The 16,942-nt window shown below is 61.4% G+C and carries 16 protein-coding genes; 14 read left to right on the forward strand and 2 right to left on the reverse strand.

All coding sequences use genetic code 11. The features are described 5' to 3' along the window. From R3355_RS22935 to pilV, 14 genes are all read left to right on the forward strand, one after another. Positions 1-673 (forward strand): ATP-binding protein (locus tag R3355_RS22935; RefSeq protein WP_318963412.1); only part of this gene is annotated, 673 nt, incomplete at its 5' end. 120 nt (positions 674-793) lie between these two features. Continuing rightward, positions 794-1,117: a hypothetical protein gene (locus tag R3355_RS22940; RefSeq protein WP_318963413.1), complete on the forward strand. Its 324-nt coding sequence runs from the start codon at positions 794-796 to the stop codon at positions 1,115-1,117. Positions 1,118-1,389: 272 nt separating this feature from the next. Beyond that, on the forward strand, positions 1,390-2,346 hold the full coding sequence (locus R3355_RS22945; RefSeq protein WP_318963414.1) for a tyrosine-type recombinase/integrase: 957 nt from the start codon (positions 1,390-1,392) through the stop codon (positions 2,344-2,346). Continuing rightward, positions 2,343-3,317, forward strand: a complete 975-nt coding sequence (locus tag R3355_RS22950) for a tyrosine-type recombinase/integrase (protein WP_318963415.1) — start codon at positions 2,343-2,345, stop codon at positions 3,315-3,317. The genes R3355_RS22945 and R3355_RS22950 overlap by 4 nt, the downstream gene beginning before the upstream one ends. Further along, positions 3,310-4,323 (forward strand): tyrosine-type recombinase/integrase, encoded by a 1,014-nt coding sequence (locus tag R3355_RS22955; protein WP_318963416.1) that lies wholly within the window; start codon positions 3,310-3,312, stop codon positions 4,321-4,323. Before R3355_RS22950 ends, R3355_RS22955 begins: the two co-directional genes overlap by 8 nt. Positions 4,324-4,784: 461 nt before the next feature. Then, complete coding sequence (locus tag R3355_RS22960) at positions 4,785-5,933, forward strand: TcpQ domain-containing protein (protein WP_318963418.1); 1,149 nt, start codon at positions 4,785-4,787, stop codon at positions 5,931-5,933. Next, positions 5,933-7,657, forward strand: coding sequence for a PilN family type IVB pilus formation outer membrane protein (locus R3355_RS22965; RefSeq protein WP_318963420.1), 1,725 nt, complete (start codon positions 5,933-5,935; stop codon positions 7,655-7,657). The genes R3355_RS22960 and R3355_RS22965 overlap by 1 nt, the downstream gene beginning before the upstream one ends. 2 nt (positions 7,658-7,659) lie before the next feature. Next, positions 7,660-8,991: a type 4b pilus protein PilO2 gene (gene pilO2, locus R3355_RS22970; protein WP_318963421.1), complete on the forward strand. Its 1,332-nt coding sequence runs from the start codon at positions 7,660-7,662 to the stop codon at positions 8,989-8,991. Next, complete coding sequence (gene pilP / locus R3355_RS22975; protein ID WP_025167058.1) at positions 8,975-9,520, forward strand: type IV pilus biogenesis protein PilP; 546 nt, start codon at positions 8,975-8,977, stop codon at positions 9,518-9,520. The genes pilO2 and pilP overlap by 17 nt, the downstream gene beginning before the upstream one ends. Positions 9,521-9,562: 42 nt before the next feature. Further along, a complete protein-coding gene (locus R3355_RS22980) occupies positions 9,563-11,098 on the forward strand; it encodes a GspE/PulE family protein (protein WP_318963422.1) in 1,536 nt (511 codons plus the stop codon). Next, the gene (locus R3355_RS22985; protein WP_318963423.1) at positions 11,098-12,180 is read left to right on the forward strand and encodes a type II secretion system F family protein; all 1,083 of its coding nucleotides are present in this window, start codon (positions 11,098-11,100) and stop codon (positions 12,178-12,180) included. Before R3355_RS22980 ends, R3355_RS22985 begins: the two co-directional genes overlap by 1 nt. A gap of 26 nt (positions 12,181-12,206) precedes the next feature. Beyond that, positions 12,207-12,734, forward strand: a complete 528-nt coding sequence (locus R3355_RS22990) for a type 4 pilus major pilin (protein WP_069901043.1) — start codon at positions 12,207-12,209, stop codon at positions 12,732-12,734. Continuing rightward, on the forward strand, positions 12,731-13,666 hold the full coding sequence (locus R3355_RS22995; RefSeq protein WP_318963426.1) for an ATPase, T2SS/T4P/T4SS family: 936 nt from the start codon (positions 12,731-12,733) through the stop codon (positions 13,664-13,666). The genes R3355_RS22990 and R3355_RS22995 overlap by 4 nt, the downstream gene beginning before the upstream one ends. Positions 13,667-13,668: 2 nt before the next feature. Continuing rightward, complete coding sequence (pilV, locus tag R3355_RS23000; protein WP_318963427.1) at positions 13,669-15,012, forward strand: shufflon system plasmid conjugative transfer pilus tip adhesin PilV; 1,344 nt, start codon at positions 13,669-13,671, stop codon at positions 15,010-15,012. Positions 15,013-15,492: 480 nt separating this feature from the next. On the opposite strand, the gene R3355_RS23005 is transcribed toward pilV, so the two are convergent. Next, entirely contained in the window at positions 15,493-16,659 is a 1,167-nt protein-coding gene (locus R3355_RS23005) for a tyrosine-type recombinase/integrase (protein ID WP_069897740.1), read from the reverse strand. Next, complete coding sequence (locus tag R3355_RS23010; RefSeq protein ID WP_318963428.1) at positions 16,652-16,912, reverse strand: helix-turn-helix transcriptional regulator; 261 nt, start codon at positions 16,910-16,912, stop codon at positions 16,652-16,654. The genes R3355_RS23005 and R3355_RS23010 overlap by 8 nt, the downstream gene beginning before the upstream one ends. Between the last annotated feature and the right edge of the window lie 30 nt (positions 16,913-16,942).

Below are 16,942 nucleotides of genomic sequence, written 5' to 3' on the forward strand. Positions count from 1 at the left end.
CGAGCGCGAACGGCGACTGACCGATGACGCCGCACATGAATTACGCAGCCCGCTGACGGCAATCAAGACTCACCTGCAGGTCGCGGCCATGACCGCGGGTGACACCGCCAAACGTGCCCTGGCCCAGGCGGAAATCGGCACCGATCGCCTGCATCGCACGCTGGAACAGTTGCTCCTGCTCGCGCGCGTGGAAGGCCGGGTTTCCTTCGATGACGGCCTTCGCTGCAGCGCACTCGAAGTGGCGCAACTGGCGATTACCGACGCCAGCCAGCAGGCCGGCCCACCTGTCGAGTTGCACGCGACTGACAACGTGTCTCGCAGCGTTCTGGCGATGCCACCTCTATTGGCTATTGCAGCCCTGCGCAACCTCCTGGACAACGCTCGTCGCCATACGCGGGACGGCACAGTCGTTTGCCTGACGCTGGAGCAACTGGGCGAAAGCAAGATCCGCTTCACCGTGCAGGATCAGGGGCCGGGCATTGCGCCCGAACTGGTCGAGCGCTTCACCGAACGTTTCTGGCGAAGCAGCCAAGGCGATGGCAGTGGGCTGGGACTGTCCATCGTCAAGGCGATCGCAGAGCGCTGTGACTGCGAGCTCAAGTTCGTGTCCCATGATGATGGCCTGCGAGTCGAGTTCGTCGTCGGCTTGCAGCCTGGAGATGTGGAGCAGTGATCGGCCGAAAGCCTGAACGACCAGCAGCACACATCGTCCGAATAAATATTGGGCAACCCCGCCCTGCCTTTTCATAGAGGTGGCGATACATTGGGGCTCGGTCAGGTACGGAGGCAGATCATGCATTCGCCTAGGCATACACCCGAACACATTTCGCTGTTGCTGTTCGATGCGCAGCAGAGCAACAAGCCATTCGCCCTGTTCATCGGCGACACGCTGTTCAACCTCGCTGTCGGGACCCCGATTTGCTTGGCGAGGGCAGCGAGCGAAAACTGGTCGGCGAGTTGTTCCACTCCCTCTTTGATCGTTACCTGCCGCTTGGCGACCGGATGGACATCTATCCCTGCCATGGCGCTGGCTCAGCGTGTGGAAAGTCGATCGGTGACCGGCGTCACTCAACCCTTGGCAACAAGCGGCTCTTCAACCCTGCTCCAAGAGAACTGATCATACTGTCCCGGGGATCACCAGTGCGGCGTGTGTCCGCCTGACCTGACGGCAAACGTTCGCCATTACTGCGAACAGGTTGAACACCGTCCGCTGGGTTGAGCCAACGTCAGCCTTGGGTCGTTATGCAAAGTTCTCGATTATGGAAAGTTGCCATCGTGATGGACGTTCAGGACCAGGCGGCATGTGAGAGGATTGGTCGTAAGGCGGCGACAAGCTCGACATAATTTCTTGGCTTTCCTGAAGTGGGAACTCTACTTCAGGAGACGACCATGAACGTCAACACACCCCGGTCTGCGCCGATCGCACGGACCACCGAGACATCCCCGAATCACATCGGCGAAGAACTGCGGCACTACGATGCGTACCTGCGCGATCTGCGTGGGCTGTCATCGGGTAGTCGGATCCTCCAGTTGCGCGTGGTGGGCCGATTCCTGCATCAGACATTTGGAGACGGTGTCGTCGATATCGCCCGACTGCGTCCAGGCGATGTGCGGCAGTTTCTTGCAGACCAGCTGGCTGCTCGCCAAACCCCTTCCAATGCATCCAAGCTGGCTTCGGGACTGCGCAGCTACCTCCGATACCGACGCGCTTGCGGCGATCCCGTCGATGCGCTAACCGCTGTCATTTCATCCCCAGCGCATTGGAGACTGGCGAGCTTGCCGCACGCGCTGACGACGGAAGAGGTGGCACAACTCCTGGATTCCTTCACGTTCGCCCGGCGGTGGCCGAAGCGCGGCTATGCCATTGTTCGTTGTGCGCTCGACTTGGGCCTGCGGGCCAGCGAGATTGCCTGCCTGACGATCAGTGACATCGACTGGCGCGCCGGGACGGTTGCGTTGAGGGGCACAAAGTCGTGCCGGCAGGACATTCTGCCCTTGCCAGCCGAGACCGGGCAGGCACTTGCGGACTATCTGCAGCACGAGCGACCGCCGACGTCCCATCCGGCCATCTTTGTTCGTCGTCAGGGCGCGCGCGACCGGCCCATTACGTCGCTTGCAATCCAGAAAGTGATCACGCGTGCCTATCGGCGCTGCGGTCTGGCGCATTCTGGAGCGCATGCCCTGCGCCACACCTTCGCGTGCCGGCTGGTGGAGCACGGCAGTTCCCTGAAGGAAGTCGCCGATCTTCTGCGCCACCGTTCCCTGAACACGACACTGATCTACGCCAAGCTCGATACGCCCAAGCTCTCCACGGTGCCGCTTCCATGGCCTGGGAGCGAATCATGAGTGCGCACATCCGCCTACAGACGAGAGTCGCCGACTATCTGGCTGAGCGCCGTCGGCTGGGGTTCGAGCTGCACTCCCACGACACGCTCCTGGCCGACTTTGCGCAGTTCGTCGCCGATCGGCACCACCACGGCCCGCTGACCGTCGAGCTGATGGCCAATTGGGTGCGAACCGGCAAAGGGGGGCTTGGTACGCCGGAGACCTGGTATCGTCGGATGGAGAAGCTGCGCCGCTTCATCCGCTACCTGCAACAGTTCGAGCCGCAGCCCGAGATGCCCGACGCGTCGATCTTCGGCCCCGAGCCCGGTCGCGTGGCGCCGCACATCTACCGCGAGGAGGAGATCGTCGAACTCTTGGCCGCGGCCCGCACACTCGGGCCACGCGGCAGCCTGCGTCCGGCGGCCTTCGAAACCTTGTTTGGCCTGATGTCATCGACCGGCCTACGGGTTTCCGAAGCCCTTCACCTGCGCGATGCCGACGTCGATCTCAAGCGCGGGATGCTGATCGTGCGGCAGACCAAGTTCGCCAAGTCGCGCCAATTGCCCTTGCATCCGAGCACGGTCGCAGCGCTGGCACGCTACCGGCGGCAGCGCATGCGGCACGTGCCGACGGCGGCCGACACGCCGTTCTTCATTGGCAGCCGGGGTCGGCGGTTGGGGCAACCGCTTGGCGATCGACAGGTTCATCGCGTCTTCAACGGATTACGGGATGGGCTCGATTGGGTCAATCGAGGCGCGCATGCCGCGCCACGCCTGCATGATCTACGGCATACCTTTGCCGTCAGACGCTTGATGCTCTGGCATCGTGAAGGCACTGACGTCGACCAGATGATGCTGGCCCTGTCGACCTACCTGGGACACACCAAGATCTCCCACACGTACTGGTATCTCTCGGCGGTCCCTGAACTGATGGCCCTGGCCGGAGGCAAGTTCGAGCGCTTCGTCGAACTGGCGGGAGCCGACTATGAGTAAGCCCGCCAAGACGCCGCCGTCATTCGCCGCGCTCGTACAGGCCTACTTTGCCGAGTACCTGACCCAGCAGCGGGCGCTCAGCCCCCAGACCATAGCTGCCTACCGCGATGCCTTTGTGCTGTTCCTCGAATTTGCGCAGTCCCGACTGGGCAAATCGCCGGCCGCGATTGTGCTCGCGGACATGACGCCGGAACTGATCACGGCGTTCCTCGTTCACCTTGAAGAGCAGCGCCACAATTGCGTGCGCAGTCGCAACGCGCGCCTGGCCGCGTTACGGTCATTCCTCAAGTTCGCCGGCCGTCGGGATGTGTCGTCCCTGCTGGTGGTCGAGCGCGCGCTCGGCATACCCGCAAAGCGTTTCGAGCGCCCGATGTTCGGCTACCTGTCCCGCGAGGAAATGCTGGCCGTAATCGATGCGCCCAATGAAACGTGGATCGGCCGGCGTGACCACGTGCTGTTCCTGATGCTCTACAACACGGGCGCACGCGTGTCCGAGATCACCGGGGTCAAGGTCGGCAATGTGGTGCTGGATGAGCGTGCCGGCTGCGTTCATCTGCACGGCAAGGGCCGCAAGCAGCGCAGCGTTCCGCTGTGGCGCTCGACGGTCAGGACCGTCCGAGCCTGGTTGAAGCAAAACCCTCAGCTCGTGCCAGGATCACCGTTGTTGCCCAACCGCAACGGGCATGCGATGACGCGCACCAATGTCGCCCTCCGATTGGCATTGGCAGTACGCACCGCGACCCAGACCTATCCGGATCTAGCGAAGCGCCACGTTTCGCCCCATGTGATTCGCCACACGACGGCGATGCATCTCCTGCAGGCCGGCGTCGACATCAGCGTGATCGCGCTGTGGCTGGGCCATGAGAGTCCGGTCACGACCCATCAGTACGTCGAGGCCGATCTGGCGATGAAGGAAAGGGCGCTGGCCAAGCTTCATGAACCGGACGCCAACATCCAGCGTTACCGGGCACCTGACTCGCTGATCGACTTCCTGAAGACCTTGTGATTATGAAAATGCCGCAGCCCACTCCCGCCGCCGCCCTCCGGGCGTCGGCGCGAGCTGCACCCCGCTCCTTTCCATAATCGGGAACTTTGCATAACGACCCTTATGGAAAGCTTTCCATAAGGGTCGACTGCTGCCGGTCACGGATGACCGCTCCTGGCCGGCTCCTGCCTGTCGCGACCATCCGGCTTGAGTCAACCGCTGTCGGTCACTGCTCGCTGTTTGGGATCGATGGCAGCACTTCATGACGAGCATTGCCTCACTGAAGTCTCACGGAAATTCGTTGATCAACACGAACTTCTGTCATCTCCCCTCTCTCGGAAACACTTAGCCTAGCAGGGCTGCATTTTTCACTCGGCGTGAGTCAAAAAAAATGCCGGCCTGCTGGTGTATGTATTTCCTGCTGCACCATGGCAATAGGCCTGCCAACGTGGCCCCCATCATCAAAGGGGGCCTCTCGGTACATGATCAGGCAGTTGACCACTCTCTCGCTGCTCGCGCTCGTCGCCAGCTGCACCACCCAGAAAGTTGAACAGCCCAAACTGGCTTTCGACAGCAGCCGCAACCCTGACCTGCTCGCCCCCGACCTGTACCCCAACGGTGCGGTCGCCGAGAAAGAGCCAGTCGTGCGATACGGCCGCTACACGCTCGTCAGTACCCAGCCCGACGCTAGCCAGCGTGACCTGATGGCGCAGATCATCGACGTGACGATCCCGGCGAACATGCACCCGAATGTCCGCGATGCGATGCAGTATGTCGTCGAGCGCTCAGGCTACTCGCTCTGCCCAACTGACAGCGGGCACGTCAACATCCTGTACACCCGGCCCCTACCTGCCGCCCAGTACAAGCTCGGGCCCATGACCCTGCGTAACACCCTGCAGGTGCTGTCGGGTCCTGCCTGGCAGGTGAAGGTGGACGAGGTCAACCGCCAGGTGTGCTTCGTGCTGCGCCCGGGCTATCAGTTGCCCGATCCGCCGCAACCCTCGACCACGCTCTACGCTAAGAAGAACGCCACACTGTCGACGCAGGCGTCAGGCAACAGCACTTCTGGCGACTCCACCTCCAATAGCGGCGTTATCGTTTCAACGGTAACGACACCTCCCGCCATCAACCCTGCACCTACTGCAACTCTCCCGAAGGCCTCCAGCAGTCCCACGCAGCATCCTGTGCTCTCCCCAGTGGCACCCGCCAAGGATGGCCCTATTGCCACGGCCACTACTTCCGCGGCACCAGGCCAGGCCAAAGGCCCTGGCGACGTGGACGCCGTTTCCAAGCCAAGCACCGCCAGCACGCAGGTCGCAGTTGCCGGTCTGTCGACCAAGACCGCTGCGCCCCCTGCCCCGGCTCCGCGGCCGCTGCCTCAGATATGGATGGCCGCATCTGGTTCAACACTTCGCGACTCCGTGGAGGACTGGGCCAAACGCGCTAACTGGACGGTTATCTGGCGAGCGGTCGGGTTGGACTACCCGATCGAGGCGCCCCTGCGCTTCGAGGGCACTTTCCCTGAAGCCATCAGCCAGGTCTTCCCGCTGTACGACAGGGCGCCGCGTCCGTTCTACGTCAACATTTCGCCTCCCTCCCAGCAGCTGATCGAGGTCGTCGAGAAAAAATGATGATCAAGCCCAACCTGAAATCCATCGCCGTTCTCACCCTGTTGGCCCTGGTCATTTCCGGATGCGGGATTCAGCGCGTCAACGAGTCGATGCAGCGCAGCGAGGTTGCCGCCGACTCTGCCAGCGCCATTGCGGCATCCCTGCGCAACAACCAGGCGGAACCGGAGCGCGATACCGTCGTTTTCTCCGACAGGCCCTGGGTCAGTACCCAACCGATCGTTTCGAAGCGCGGGCTGACTAAGCACCAGGACTGCACCTTCATCTGGAAGCCGGTTGGCAGCGTCTCCCTTCAGCAGGCGGCGCAGGAAGTAATCAGCCAATGCAAGCTGAACGTGCAAATCACGCCTGATGCGCTCAACCCCGCGGGGTTGATCTCGGCGCCGACCGTGACCAGCAGCTCCCCGCCCACCATCCCGTCCAACCAGGATATGGCAAGCATGCTGTTCCCAAGCTCTGTGGCCGGTGCCGGAGGATCGCTGGGCAATAACTTTGGCTCACTCGGTGGGCTCGGGGCCGGCGGCTCGCGCCTGATCTCCAACATCAGTTGGAACGACAAGGTCTCGGGCTTCCTCGATTTGATCACCTCGCGCGGCGGGGTGTCCTGGCGGTTCGACCCCGCTGAGAAGGCGGTCGTCATCTACTACCTCGATACCAAGACCTTCCGGGTCTATGCCTTCGACGATACGACCCAAGTCGACTCCACCGTCCGCTCCGGCATGACCGCATCCACCGGGGCCAGCGGAGACGGCTCCTCTGGCGGAGGTGGCGGCGGTTCATCGGGCATCAGCGGTGACTCTGGCAGCACTCAGTCCACCAGCGTCTCCCTCAAGACCTCGATCCTGAATGACATTGAGGGCAGCGTTAAATCGATGCTCACGCCAGGTGTCGGTCGTATGGCGCTGTCCCGTGCCACCGGCACCCTGACCGTCACCGACCGACCGGACGTGCTGCGCAGGGTCGAGCTGGCCATCAACCATGAAAACGACAGCATCACCAAGCAGGTGATCCTCAACGTCAAAGTCGTCACGGTGGAGCTCACGGATCGCGACCAAATCGGCATCGATTGGGATCTTGTCTACAGGTCGCTGAGCAACAAGTGGGGCATTTCACTCAAGAACACTACGCCCGGAATCGACCCGAGTGCGGTCTCAGGTTCGGTCAGCATCTTGGACACGGCGAACAGTGCATGGGCAGGCTCCAACGCGATGCTCCAGGCGCTGTCGCAGCAGAGCCGCATCCTGAGCGTGCGTTCCCCCTCGGTCACGACACTCAACCTGCAGTCAGCGCCGATCCAGATTGGCTGGCTCAAGAGCTATCTCGCCTCCAGCCAGGTCAGCAGCGTGGCGCAAGTGGGAACTACCACTTCCCTGATCCCAGGCACTGTGACCAGCGGCTACAACATGTCGCTGATCCCCTTCGTCATGCCGGACAGCGAGCTGCTGCTGAAGATCAACATTAACATGTCCTCTGAGCCGACATTCGAGACGGTCACTAGCGGCGAGTCCAGAGCTCAATTTCCCAGCTTCGGCGTGCAGATCTTCGACCAGAAGGTGAGGCTGCGTAGTGGCGAAACCCTGGTACTCAGCGGCTTCGAGCAAGACACGGAGGACAGCAGCAAGCTCGGTACCGGCGATTCCGATTTCTTCGGCCTGGGCGGCGGGCGCATGCGTAATACCGGACGAAACGTCATCGTGGTTCTGATTACGCCGGTGGTGATGGGCTGACCATGGAAAATGACATCACCCGCCCCGACCCAGCATCCTGGGTCCGCGTCCTGACCTATAACGGCCGCAAGTTCGTGACCGGCCTTTATTGGCATCCACTGAGCACTCCCCGGCAGCTCATGAAGGAGGCGCGTGCCTACGGCAAGGAGCACGGGCTGGATATCGTGGCCATCCGAGAGGCACCCACCAAGATTCAGGCGGGCTTCGTCGCCAAGAAATTGGGCGCGGTCAAGGGCATGTACTCGATGGCCACGGCGCTGGCCGGCCAGTTCGATGCGGACTTCGTGGCCTGCTGGAAGATCGACGAGGACCTATACGCCATCGCCGGCACCGCCGAGGGGGCAATCATTCCCGGCGGGGATCTGGTCACGACGTTCGCCGATGCGAAACAACGCATCACCGTCCTGCAGAACCGCGGCCTGCTGAAGAACGCCCAGCTCTTCGTGCCGGAGGGATTCGGCTTCGACGTCAGGCCTTTTGACATCGAGGAACTGCTCGCCCCCAAGCGCTTGCGCAATGGGTACAAATTACGTCAACTCACATTCGGCCTATCGCGCAAGGAACTGATCGCCGTCGGCGTCTGCACCGGGCTGCTCTTCGGCGCCGGCATCGGCTTCCATCTGTGGCAGTCCCACCAGGAGGAGCTGGCTCGGCAAGCGGCTCTGGAAGCCGAAAGGCAGCGCCTGGCTGAGCTGGCGACCAAGAACGCCCAGGCCAAGTCGCCACTGGATCTCGCCGCGCTGGAACATCCATGGGCCTCGATGCCGGACACCCAGGACCTGGTGAAGGCCTGCAGCAAGGCCGAACGGGTATTGCCGCTGTCGATCGCTGGCTGGCAGTTCGAGTCGGCCACGTGCGATGGCCTGGCGTTGGCCGCCACCTACCAGCGGGCTGGGACCAGCACCGCCAAGCAATTCACCGAAGCGTCTGCCTTGTTGTTCGAAGAGGCCCCTGCCTTCCTGATCGACGACGGTAATACGGTCGGCGTGCGCGTCCCGCTCAAGGTGGCTATTGGCAGCAACGAGGAGTTGCCCTCGCAGGACCAGGTCCTGCAGGCGGTGACCAGCTACTTCTACCAGCAAGGCATCGCACCGCGGCTAGCCCCCGCCCAGGCCGAGCCGATCCAGCAACTGCCGGGTAACGACCAGCCAGCCATAACAGTCACTCCGCCCTGGACGAAGTTCACCTTCCATGCGGAATCGACGCTGCCGCCGGTGCTCTCACTGGAAGACCTGCCGGGCATAGGCGTGCGCACCACGCTCATCGAAACCACCCTCAAGAACAGCCAGCTCGCCTGGTCTGTAGCAGGAGAGATTTATGCGAAGCCTCAATGATGCGCTGTTGTCCCTGTCGCTGTTTCTGCTGGCCAACCTGACAGGGCTCGCGCTTCCGGTCCATGCCTCCTCGACAGTGGGCGAGCTGTCGGACGTCCAGGCCGAAACCGTCTTGGCCGAGGCCAAGGTTCGCCTCGAGGAAGCCAGATCCAAGCTACAGGGGCGCAACGTCACCCTGGAGCAGGGAATGACGATCAGTTCGACCCTGCCGCCGGCGGAGATGTCGTTGCCTGCACCGGTGGTCAGGACCATCTACGGCTCTGGCGGCAAGATGACGGCCTCCTTCTTGTTCGCTGGCGGTTATGAAGCCGATGCGGGCCAAGGCCAGGATCTGCCTGGGGGGTACCGCGTGGAGTCGATCAGCCTGGACAAGGTGCTGCTGAGCAAGGACGGCAAGCGCTTCCCCGTCGGCTTCTCCAACACGGCCCCCACCGTTGAGTCGACTCCACAAGGACTGGCCATGCCCATCGCGCCGGCTCTACCTGGCGCGGTGCCCGGCCAGATGCCCCCGTCGACCTACGATCGCTGAGGACCCGTCATGTCCAGCCTGTCGGTTGCAAACAAGGCACTTATGCTCCCCCCGCGCGTCTTGAGCGCGCCTGGCGAACACTGGGAGCTGCCAAAAGAACAGCGCGAGATCATGGCGCTCACCGAAGACGGCACACTCTTCGTGTCGGGCAGTCACCAGAACGACCTGCACGTCATGGCGTTCTGCGACCGACTTGAGCGCTCCAACTTCCATTACCAGGTGGAGCTGGCCGACCTCGACCACATCAACCGTATCTACAAGGCGGGGATCGTCCAGGGCGGTGAAACCATCGTCGGCGACGGTGAGCGGGTCACGCACAACCAGGCCGAGGTCATCAAGATCATCCGCCAAGCCTGCGAGCAGCGAGCGAGTGACATCCATTTCATCGTCGCCCATGACGGCAAGAGCAAGATCCGCTTCCGCATAGATAGCCTGCTGAACACCTTCACCCGACCGCGTTTCCAGCAGATCCAGCCGCTGTGCTCGACCATCTACCAGTCCATGTGCGACGTAGCGGAATCCTTGTTCCAGCCCCACCTCAGTCAGGACGCCCGCGTCAGCAAGGCCTTCGTGGACCAGTTGGGGCTGTATGGCGCGCGGGTGTCGACCCGGCCCCGGGCCGACGGTTTCATCATGGTGCTGCGCCTGCTCTACAACGACGCCAGCCTGAACAGCCTGGAGGATCTGGGCTACCTGCCAGAGCAGACCAAGCTGCTGCAGCGCATGATGCGGCTGCCCTATGGCATCAACATCCTCTCCGGCCCCACCGGCTCCGGCAAATCCATGACCCTGAAGGTCGTGCTGACCCTGCTGGACCAGATGATGGGAGGGACCAAACACATTTTGACCGTCGAGGATCCCCCCGAATACAACATCGACGGCGACGGGGTGAACCAGACGCCTCTGGTCTATGACGTAACCGATCCGCAGGCTGAGACCCAGGCCTGGGCGGCAGCGATCAGCAACAGCATGCGCCTGGACCCTGACTATCTGATGTACGGTGAGATCCGTGACCTGTTCGCGGCCGTTGCCGCAATGCGCGGCGCCATGACCGGCCATGGTGTCTGGTCGACCCTGCACACCAACACCGCCATCGGCATCCTGCAGCGCTTGCTCGACCTAGGCGTCGATCCGACCCTGCTGTACGACCCTGCGCTGCTCACCGGCATGATCAACCAGAGCCTACTGCCCAAGCTCTGCCAACACTGCAAGCAGCGCTTCGTCGATCACCGCCAGCATCTGGACCAGAACCTGGTCGAGCGCATCGACAAATCCTGCACTGCCGAGACGGTCTACGTGCGCGGCCCGGGCTGCGATCACTGCCGGCAGACCGGCTTCTCCGGGCGCTCTGTCGTTGCCGAAGTACTCATGCCCAACCTGCGGTTCATGCGCGTGTTCCGCGAGCGAGGCCCCGCCGAAGCCCGCAATTACTGGGTACAGCACATGGAGGGCATCACCAAGCACGCGCATGCCATTCGCCGCATCAACGAGGGCCTCTACGACCCGGCAGCGGCTGAGATCATCATCGGCCCGCTGGATATGGACCTGTACGTCCTCGACCCAGAGGAGGCAGCCTGATGCTCGCCGAGTTCTTGAGCGACATCCAGGAGCGCTGGTACAGCACCCAGTTCGGGGCCAAAGAGCGCCTGCAGTTCTACGAAAGCGCCTCTACCCTGCTGGAGAACGGCGTCCAGCTCAAGGACGCCGTGCGGGAGGTTCATGGCATCTACAGCGACAGTGGCAAGCAGAGGCACCATCCCATCGCCCTCGCCAGCCGCGAGGCCTTTATGGGCGTCTCCAACGGCAAGGTACTCGCCGACGCCATGGCGGCCTGGCTGCCCTCACAGGAGCGCGCCCTCATCGATGCCGGCCAGGAAAGCGGCGACCTCATCAGTGCACTGAACGACTGCGTGCGCCTCATCGAGGCGCGCGGCAAGATATTGTCATCGGTGGCCCAGGCAACCTTCTATCCGGGCATGCTGTGGGCCTTGCTGATCTACCTGCTGAGCGTCATCTCCTACAAGATGGTGCCCAACATGGCGCGCATGTCCGATCCCAAGACCTGGACGGGCACCGCTGCGGCGCTCTATGACATCGCCACGTTCGTGACCGACGAAGGCGTTTATGCCTTGGGCGGCTGCATCGCTTTGCTGATCCTGGTCTTCGCCACACTGCCCTACTACACCGGGCGCGGGCGAGTATTCCTCGATCGCCTACCGCCCTGGTCCATCTATCGGACGCTACAAGGCACGACCTTCCTGCTGAACGTCGCGGTCATGCTTCGTGCGGGCATCAAGCCCTACGACAGCCTGCAGAGGCTCAGCCGCACCGCCAATCCCTGGCTCAAGCAACGCATCGAGGCTACTCGCTATGGCGTCGGCCTGGGCCAGAACTTTGGCCAAGCCCTGAAGAACGCCGGACACGAGTTTCCAGACAAGCAGGCCATCCAGTTCCTCAGTGTACTGGCCAGCCGCAAAGGCTTCGCCGAAGCCGCCCTACGCTTCAGCGACCGCTGGCTCAATACCAGCCTTAAACAGGTCGACGCCGCCGCCGGCCTGATCCGCGGCCTGTCTCTCCTGCTCGTCGGCGCCATGATGATCCTGGTCCTGCTCGGGACCTACGAGATGGAAGCCATCGTCCGCGCCGGCATTGCGCAATGAACCCCAAGCCCAAAGAGGATCCACAGATGCAAACCGCAAAGAAGCGCCCGCACCACCAACAAGGCTTCGTCTCCATCGAAGCAGTCATCGTCCTGATCATCGTCGCCATCGGCATCGGCCTGGCGGTATCCCGCGGTGCCGGCCTGTTCGGCTCATCCAACATCAGCGAAGAGCAGGGCAACATCGCCGCCCTGACCACCAACACCAGGGCGCTGAAAGGCTCGAATGGCTATGGCACCAGTGGCACCAACTTGGTCACCAGCCTCATCGCGGTAAACGGTGTGCCGAAGAATATGAGTGTCGTCTCGGGCGTGCTCTACAACGTTTACGGTGGATCCGTGACCGTCACCTCGACCGGCATGGGCTTTGCGATTACCAGCTCGGCTCTGCCCAAGGATGCCTGTATCGCTCTGGCCACTCGTGTCGCCAAAAACCAATACGAGCAAACCAAGATCAACAGCGGTACCGCCACCACTGCAGAGGTGACGACTGCAGCGGCCACCACCAGCTGCAGCGCAGCCACCAACACCATCACCTGGACCGTCAATTCGTGAGTTTGATCACCGAAGCGGACTTCGTCGACCTGTACTTCGGCGACGATTTCGCGGACGTGAAGGGCTTGAAAGGCGCCGGCACCTCAAGGGTGTCAGTGCCGGAGGCTTGGGCCGCTGAAATCGAAGAACTTCGCCAACGCTGCCAGGCGGTCTACCAGGAGCGTCAGGACCCCGAGTTCGCCCTTTCGGTCGAGGGCACCATCTTGCGGGTCACCCAGTTCAACGATGCGTTCAGCGGCAGCGTCTATGTCCTGCGCAAGTCCAATGCGCAAATCCGCGACTTCAACATGCTCGGCTTCCCCCGCGAAGTGGCCGAGGCATTGCTCGACCCAGGCCTGCGCGGCCTGGTGCTGATCTGCGGCGATATGGGTACGGGCAAAACATCTACGGCGGCATCGCTGATCGTCGAACGACTGACCCGCCATGGCGGCATTGCGTTCGCGGTTGAAGATCCAACGGAAACCAACCTGAACGGTCAGCACGGACTGGGCCGCTGCATCCAGGTGCAGACCTCACGGCGATCTGGCGGTTACTCGGAGGCATTGACCAGAACGCTCCGCACCGGCGCCGATCTGGTGCTGATCGGCGAGATCCGCGACGAGGACACCGCCTACCAGGCCTGCAAGGCCTCGCTGAACGGTCACCTGGTCATCACCACCATGCACAGCAAATCCGGGCCACAAGCCATCGAGAAGCTGGTCACGCTCGCCAAACCCTTGGCTGGCAACGCCTACGAAGTAGCGGCCGAAGGCCTGCAGGCAGTGATCTGCCAGTCCTTGGATACGAACGGGATCACACGCCATCTGGTGGCAGAGCCGCTACTGCTGACCGGCGCCGACGCCCCCTCGATACGCAACAAGATCCGCCGGCAGGAAATCCACCTGGTCGAAGACGATACCACCCGCCAGAAGCAGGCCAGTCTATGGGGCTAACCATGAAAAAACGGAGCAGCGGTTTCATCAGCGTCGAGCTGCTAATTGCCTTGGCCGTCATCGCGATCGCTGTCGTCAAAGGCACGCAGCTGTACATGCAACACTTGGATGGGCTGAACCAGCAGATGGCTGCGCAGCAGCAGATCAAGGTCGCTGAGGCAGGCAGCAAATACATCAAGGACAATTTCGCCGCTGTACTCGCCGCGGCCGGGCCGACCACCCCGGCAGTCATCACTGTCGCGATGCTGAAGAACACCAAGTACCTGCCAGCAGGGTTCAGTGAACAGAACATCTATGGCCAGGATTACCGAATCCTGGCCCGCAAACCCCAGGCCAACCAGTTGGAGACCCTGATCATCACCACTGGAGGATCTGCAGCCGGAGAGATCGACATCCGTCGCGCCGCTCAGATCATCGGCGCCCAGGGCGGCTACATCTCATCCACCAACACAGCTGTGGCCCAGGGCGCGGCCTGGCAGGTGCCGCTGAGCAACTACGGCGTGTCCCCAGGTGCGGGACGGCTCGCAACTGCTCTGTTCTTTCAGGACGGGGCTATCGCAAACGACTACCTGTATCGCAACGCCGTGCCTGGCAGACCGGAACTCAACCGGATGAACACCGCCCTCAACATGGGGGGGAACAACATCGAAGCGGCTGGCACAGTCAACGCCAATGGCGATGTGAACGCGCAGAACATGAACGCCCGTGGTCAAGTAATCGCCCAAGGCAACATCACTGCTCAGAATGCAGACATCCGTGGTGAGACCTACACCAACGGCTGGTTCAGAACCCGGGGGGACAGCGGCTGGTACAGCGAAAAATGGGGTGGCGGGTGGTACATGAGCGACAGCACCTGGGTCCGCTCCTGGATGAACAAGAGCATCTACACCGGGGGCCAAGTGCGCGGTGGACAGGTTCGATCAGATGGCCGGACCTACGTGGGTGAATACCTACAACTCGGTGGAGTCGCCACAGAGGGCACGGGCTGCGCACCGAACGGCCTAGTCGGCCGGAACGCGGCCGGCCTCACGCTATCTTGCCAATCCGGGGTGTGGAAAGCAGGGGGGGGCATTGATGTTGGCCCCCGTACTCCACTGAGCTTTAACGTCAATTACTGCCTAGGCTCCAATGCCTTGGTGTATGCCCAAATACGAGGGGATGTGCGCGACTCGATGGGAGTAGAAATTGTTGTGAATGGCCTCGTAGAGGCTGCATCAAAAGCTGATACCGAAGGCTGGTACAGCTACCAATCAACCAGCACGATCCTTTCAGCAAGCGATTGCTTCATGATCAGATCACTCGTCGCTACCAGCTCCCAGCGTATCGCTTGGTTTAAGAGGCTGTAGGTTCATCTTGGCAAGATGGTCACTCAAGCTCGCAACAATATGCGTGGTGATCCGAGTACCCGGACCCATAGCCTATATAGTTGAAGCCGACCAGGACTTTGGGGGATGGACATATGCGCGTTTGATATGGAGAGCCCACAATCCAACTACAGTTTTTGTGTCCTGTTACTCCTCCCCCATTAGATCGCCACACCCCGGATTGGCAAGATGGTCATGGTTTATAACAGCCATATGAGATACAGGGTTGGCATCCACCAACAGCTACTGCGAACTGAGTAAACACGTTATATCCGGCTGGGCAACTACAAGAGCCTGTAATTGGATTTCCAGCGCCGCACCCACCCGCAGCCCAACTAGCATAGAAATATGCACCACCCCAGCGCTCTGCTGGCGAGGCACCTTTCCACACCCCGGATTGGCAAGGTTGTATCTCCCCGGGCCAGGCGCTACGCGCCATTCCAGCTAAGCCCCCTCACCGAATCACTGTAAAAAAGTGTGAGGCCTCTCTGCCTGTGGATCCTCGAAGGTGCAGAGCGGATCGAGCATGATGATTTCGTCCTCGTCGACCGACTCCAGATACTGGTCTGGTGCCGGGATGGGTTGTTTGTCGCGCAGAGCGATCATGAGATGCCGCAGCAAGGCATCCTGAGCGCTTCGTAGAGCCTTTTCCTGTGTATCTCCTTCGCCGTATACTCCCTCGAAGTCTAGAACGCGCACAACCACGCCCTCCGGCGTCTGGGCCGCGATGGCCGGGTAGGGCACCAGATGGTTGATCACGACCTGTTGGCCGCGGTGTTTATTCCCCTCCAGCTTCTTCACTAGTTTGACGGCCTTCAGGTGCGTGTATCTCTTCAGCATGGAGAGACTCTTGTGCCCTGAGATGGCGGCAATCTCCATGACATCTAGGGTGTTCAACTCAAACAGCCGCGAACACGCTTCGTGTCGAAGATCGTGGAAGTGCAGATCCTCTATGCCGAGCCGCATCATCATCACGCGCCAGGCCGACTTAATACCGTTGGACGTGTAGCTGAAGACGCGTCCCTTGGTTTTCACGCCAAGGCGTATCAAGGCTTCCCTTGCTTTCAGGCTGAGAGGGACATCGCGCTTCGAGCCGTTCTTCGTATCCGGCAAATGCGCGATCCGGTTCCGCAGATTTATGTGTTGCCATTCCAGCTTCAGGAGCTCGCCCTGGCGCATTGCAGTTTCCAGCGCAAGGATCACCAGCGAGTAGAGCTCCTTGGTCGTGTGGTTGTGGCAATAGCGGAAGATCAGGCGCTCTTCCCGGGGAAGAAGTCGCCGGTCGCGCCCGGGAGGTGACTTTGGCTTGCGGACGTTTGTGACCGGATTTGAGTCGCAGGCGCCCCACTCGATCCGCCCGACGTCGAACACATTCGACAACAGCGACATTTCCAGTCGAACTGTTGCCGATGAAATTGGCTTCCCAGTGCGCTGGTTCTTCTGGGCCAGTCGTGTGTCGCGAAAGGTGGCGATATCTGGACTGGTCACCTCCCGCATCGGTTTTGCGGCAAGCGGCGATTTCAGGATGTGTGCAATACGGTAGCTCTCTTGCACATACCCTTTTTTGAGGATCGATACCTTTTCTCGGTAGAGTTCCAGGCCTTCGCCCAGCGTGAGCTCTTTATGCATTCATTACATCCAGCTTGGCCTCGATCAGCAGGGCCAGCTGGCTGAAGGGAATATCCAACGCGTGACAGAGGCTGAATATCGTGTCGAGCGTAGGCGATCGACGGCCACGCTCGAGGAGGCTGATGAAAGTCCGGTCGAAGTTGGCTTCAAATCCGAGTTCCTCCTGAGACAGCTGCCGATTCCGGCGCAGCTCTGCCAGCACACGGCCGAATGCGGCGTTGTGTTTCTGGCATTGAGTACGCTTGCTTTTCAAAAGCCCGGCCTATGTTTAAAGATCGGGATT

This window comes from Pseudomonas sp., assembly GCF_033723075.1.
Lineage (GTDB): Bacteria > Pseudomonadota > Gammaproteobacteria > Pseudomonadales > Pseudomonadaceae > Aquipseudomonas.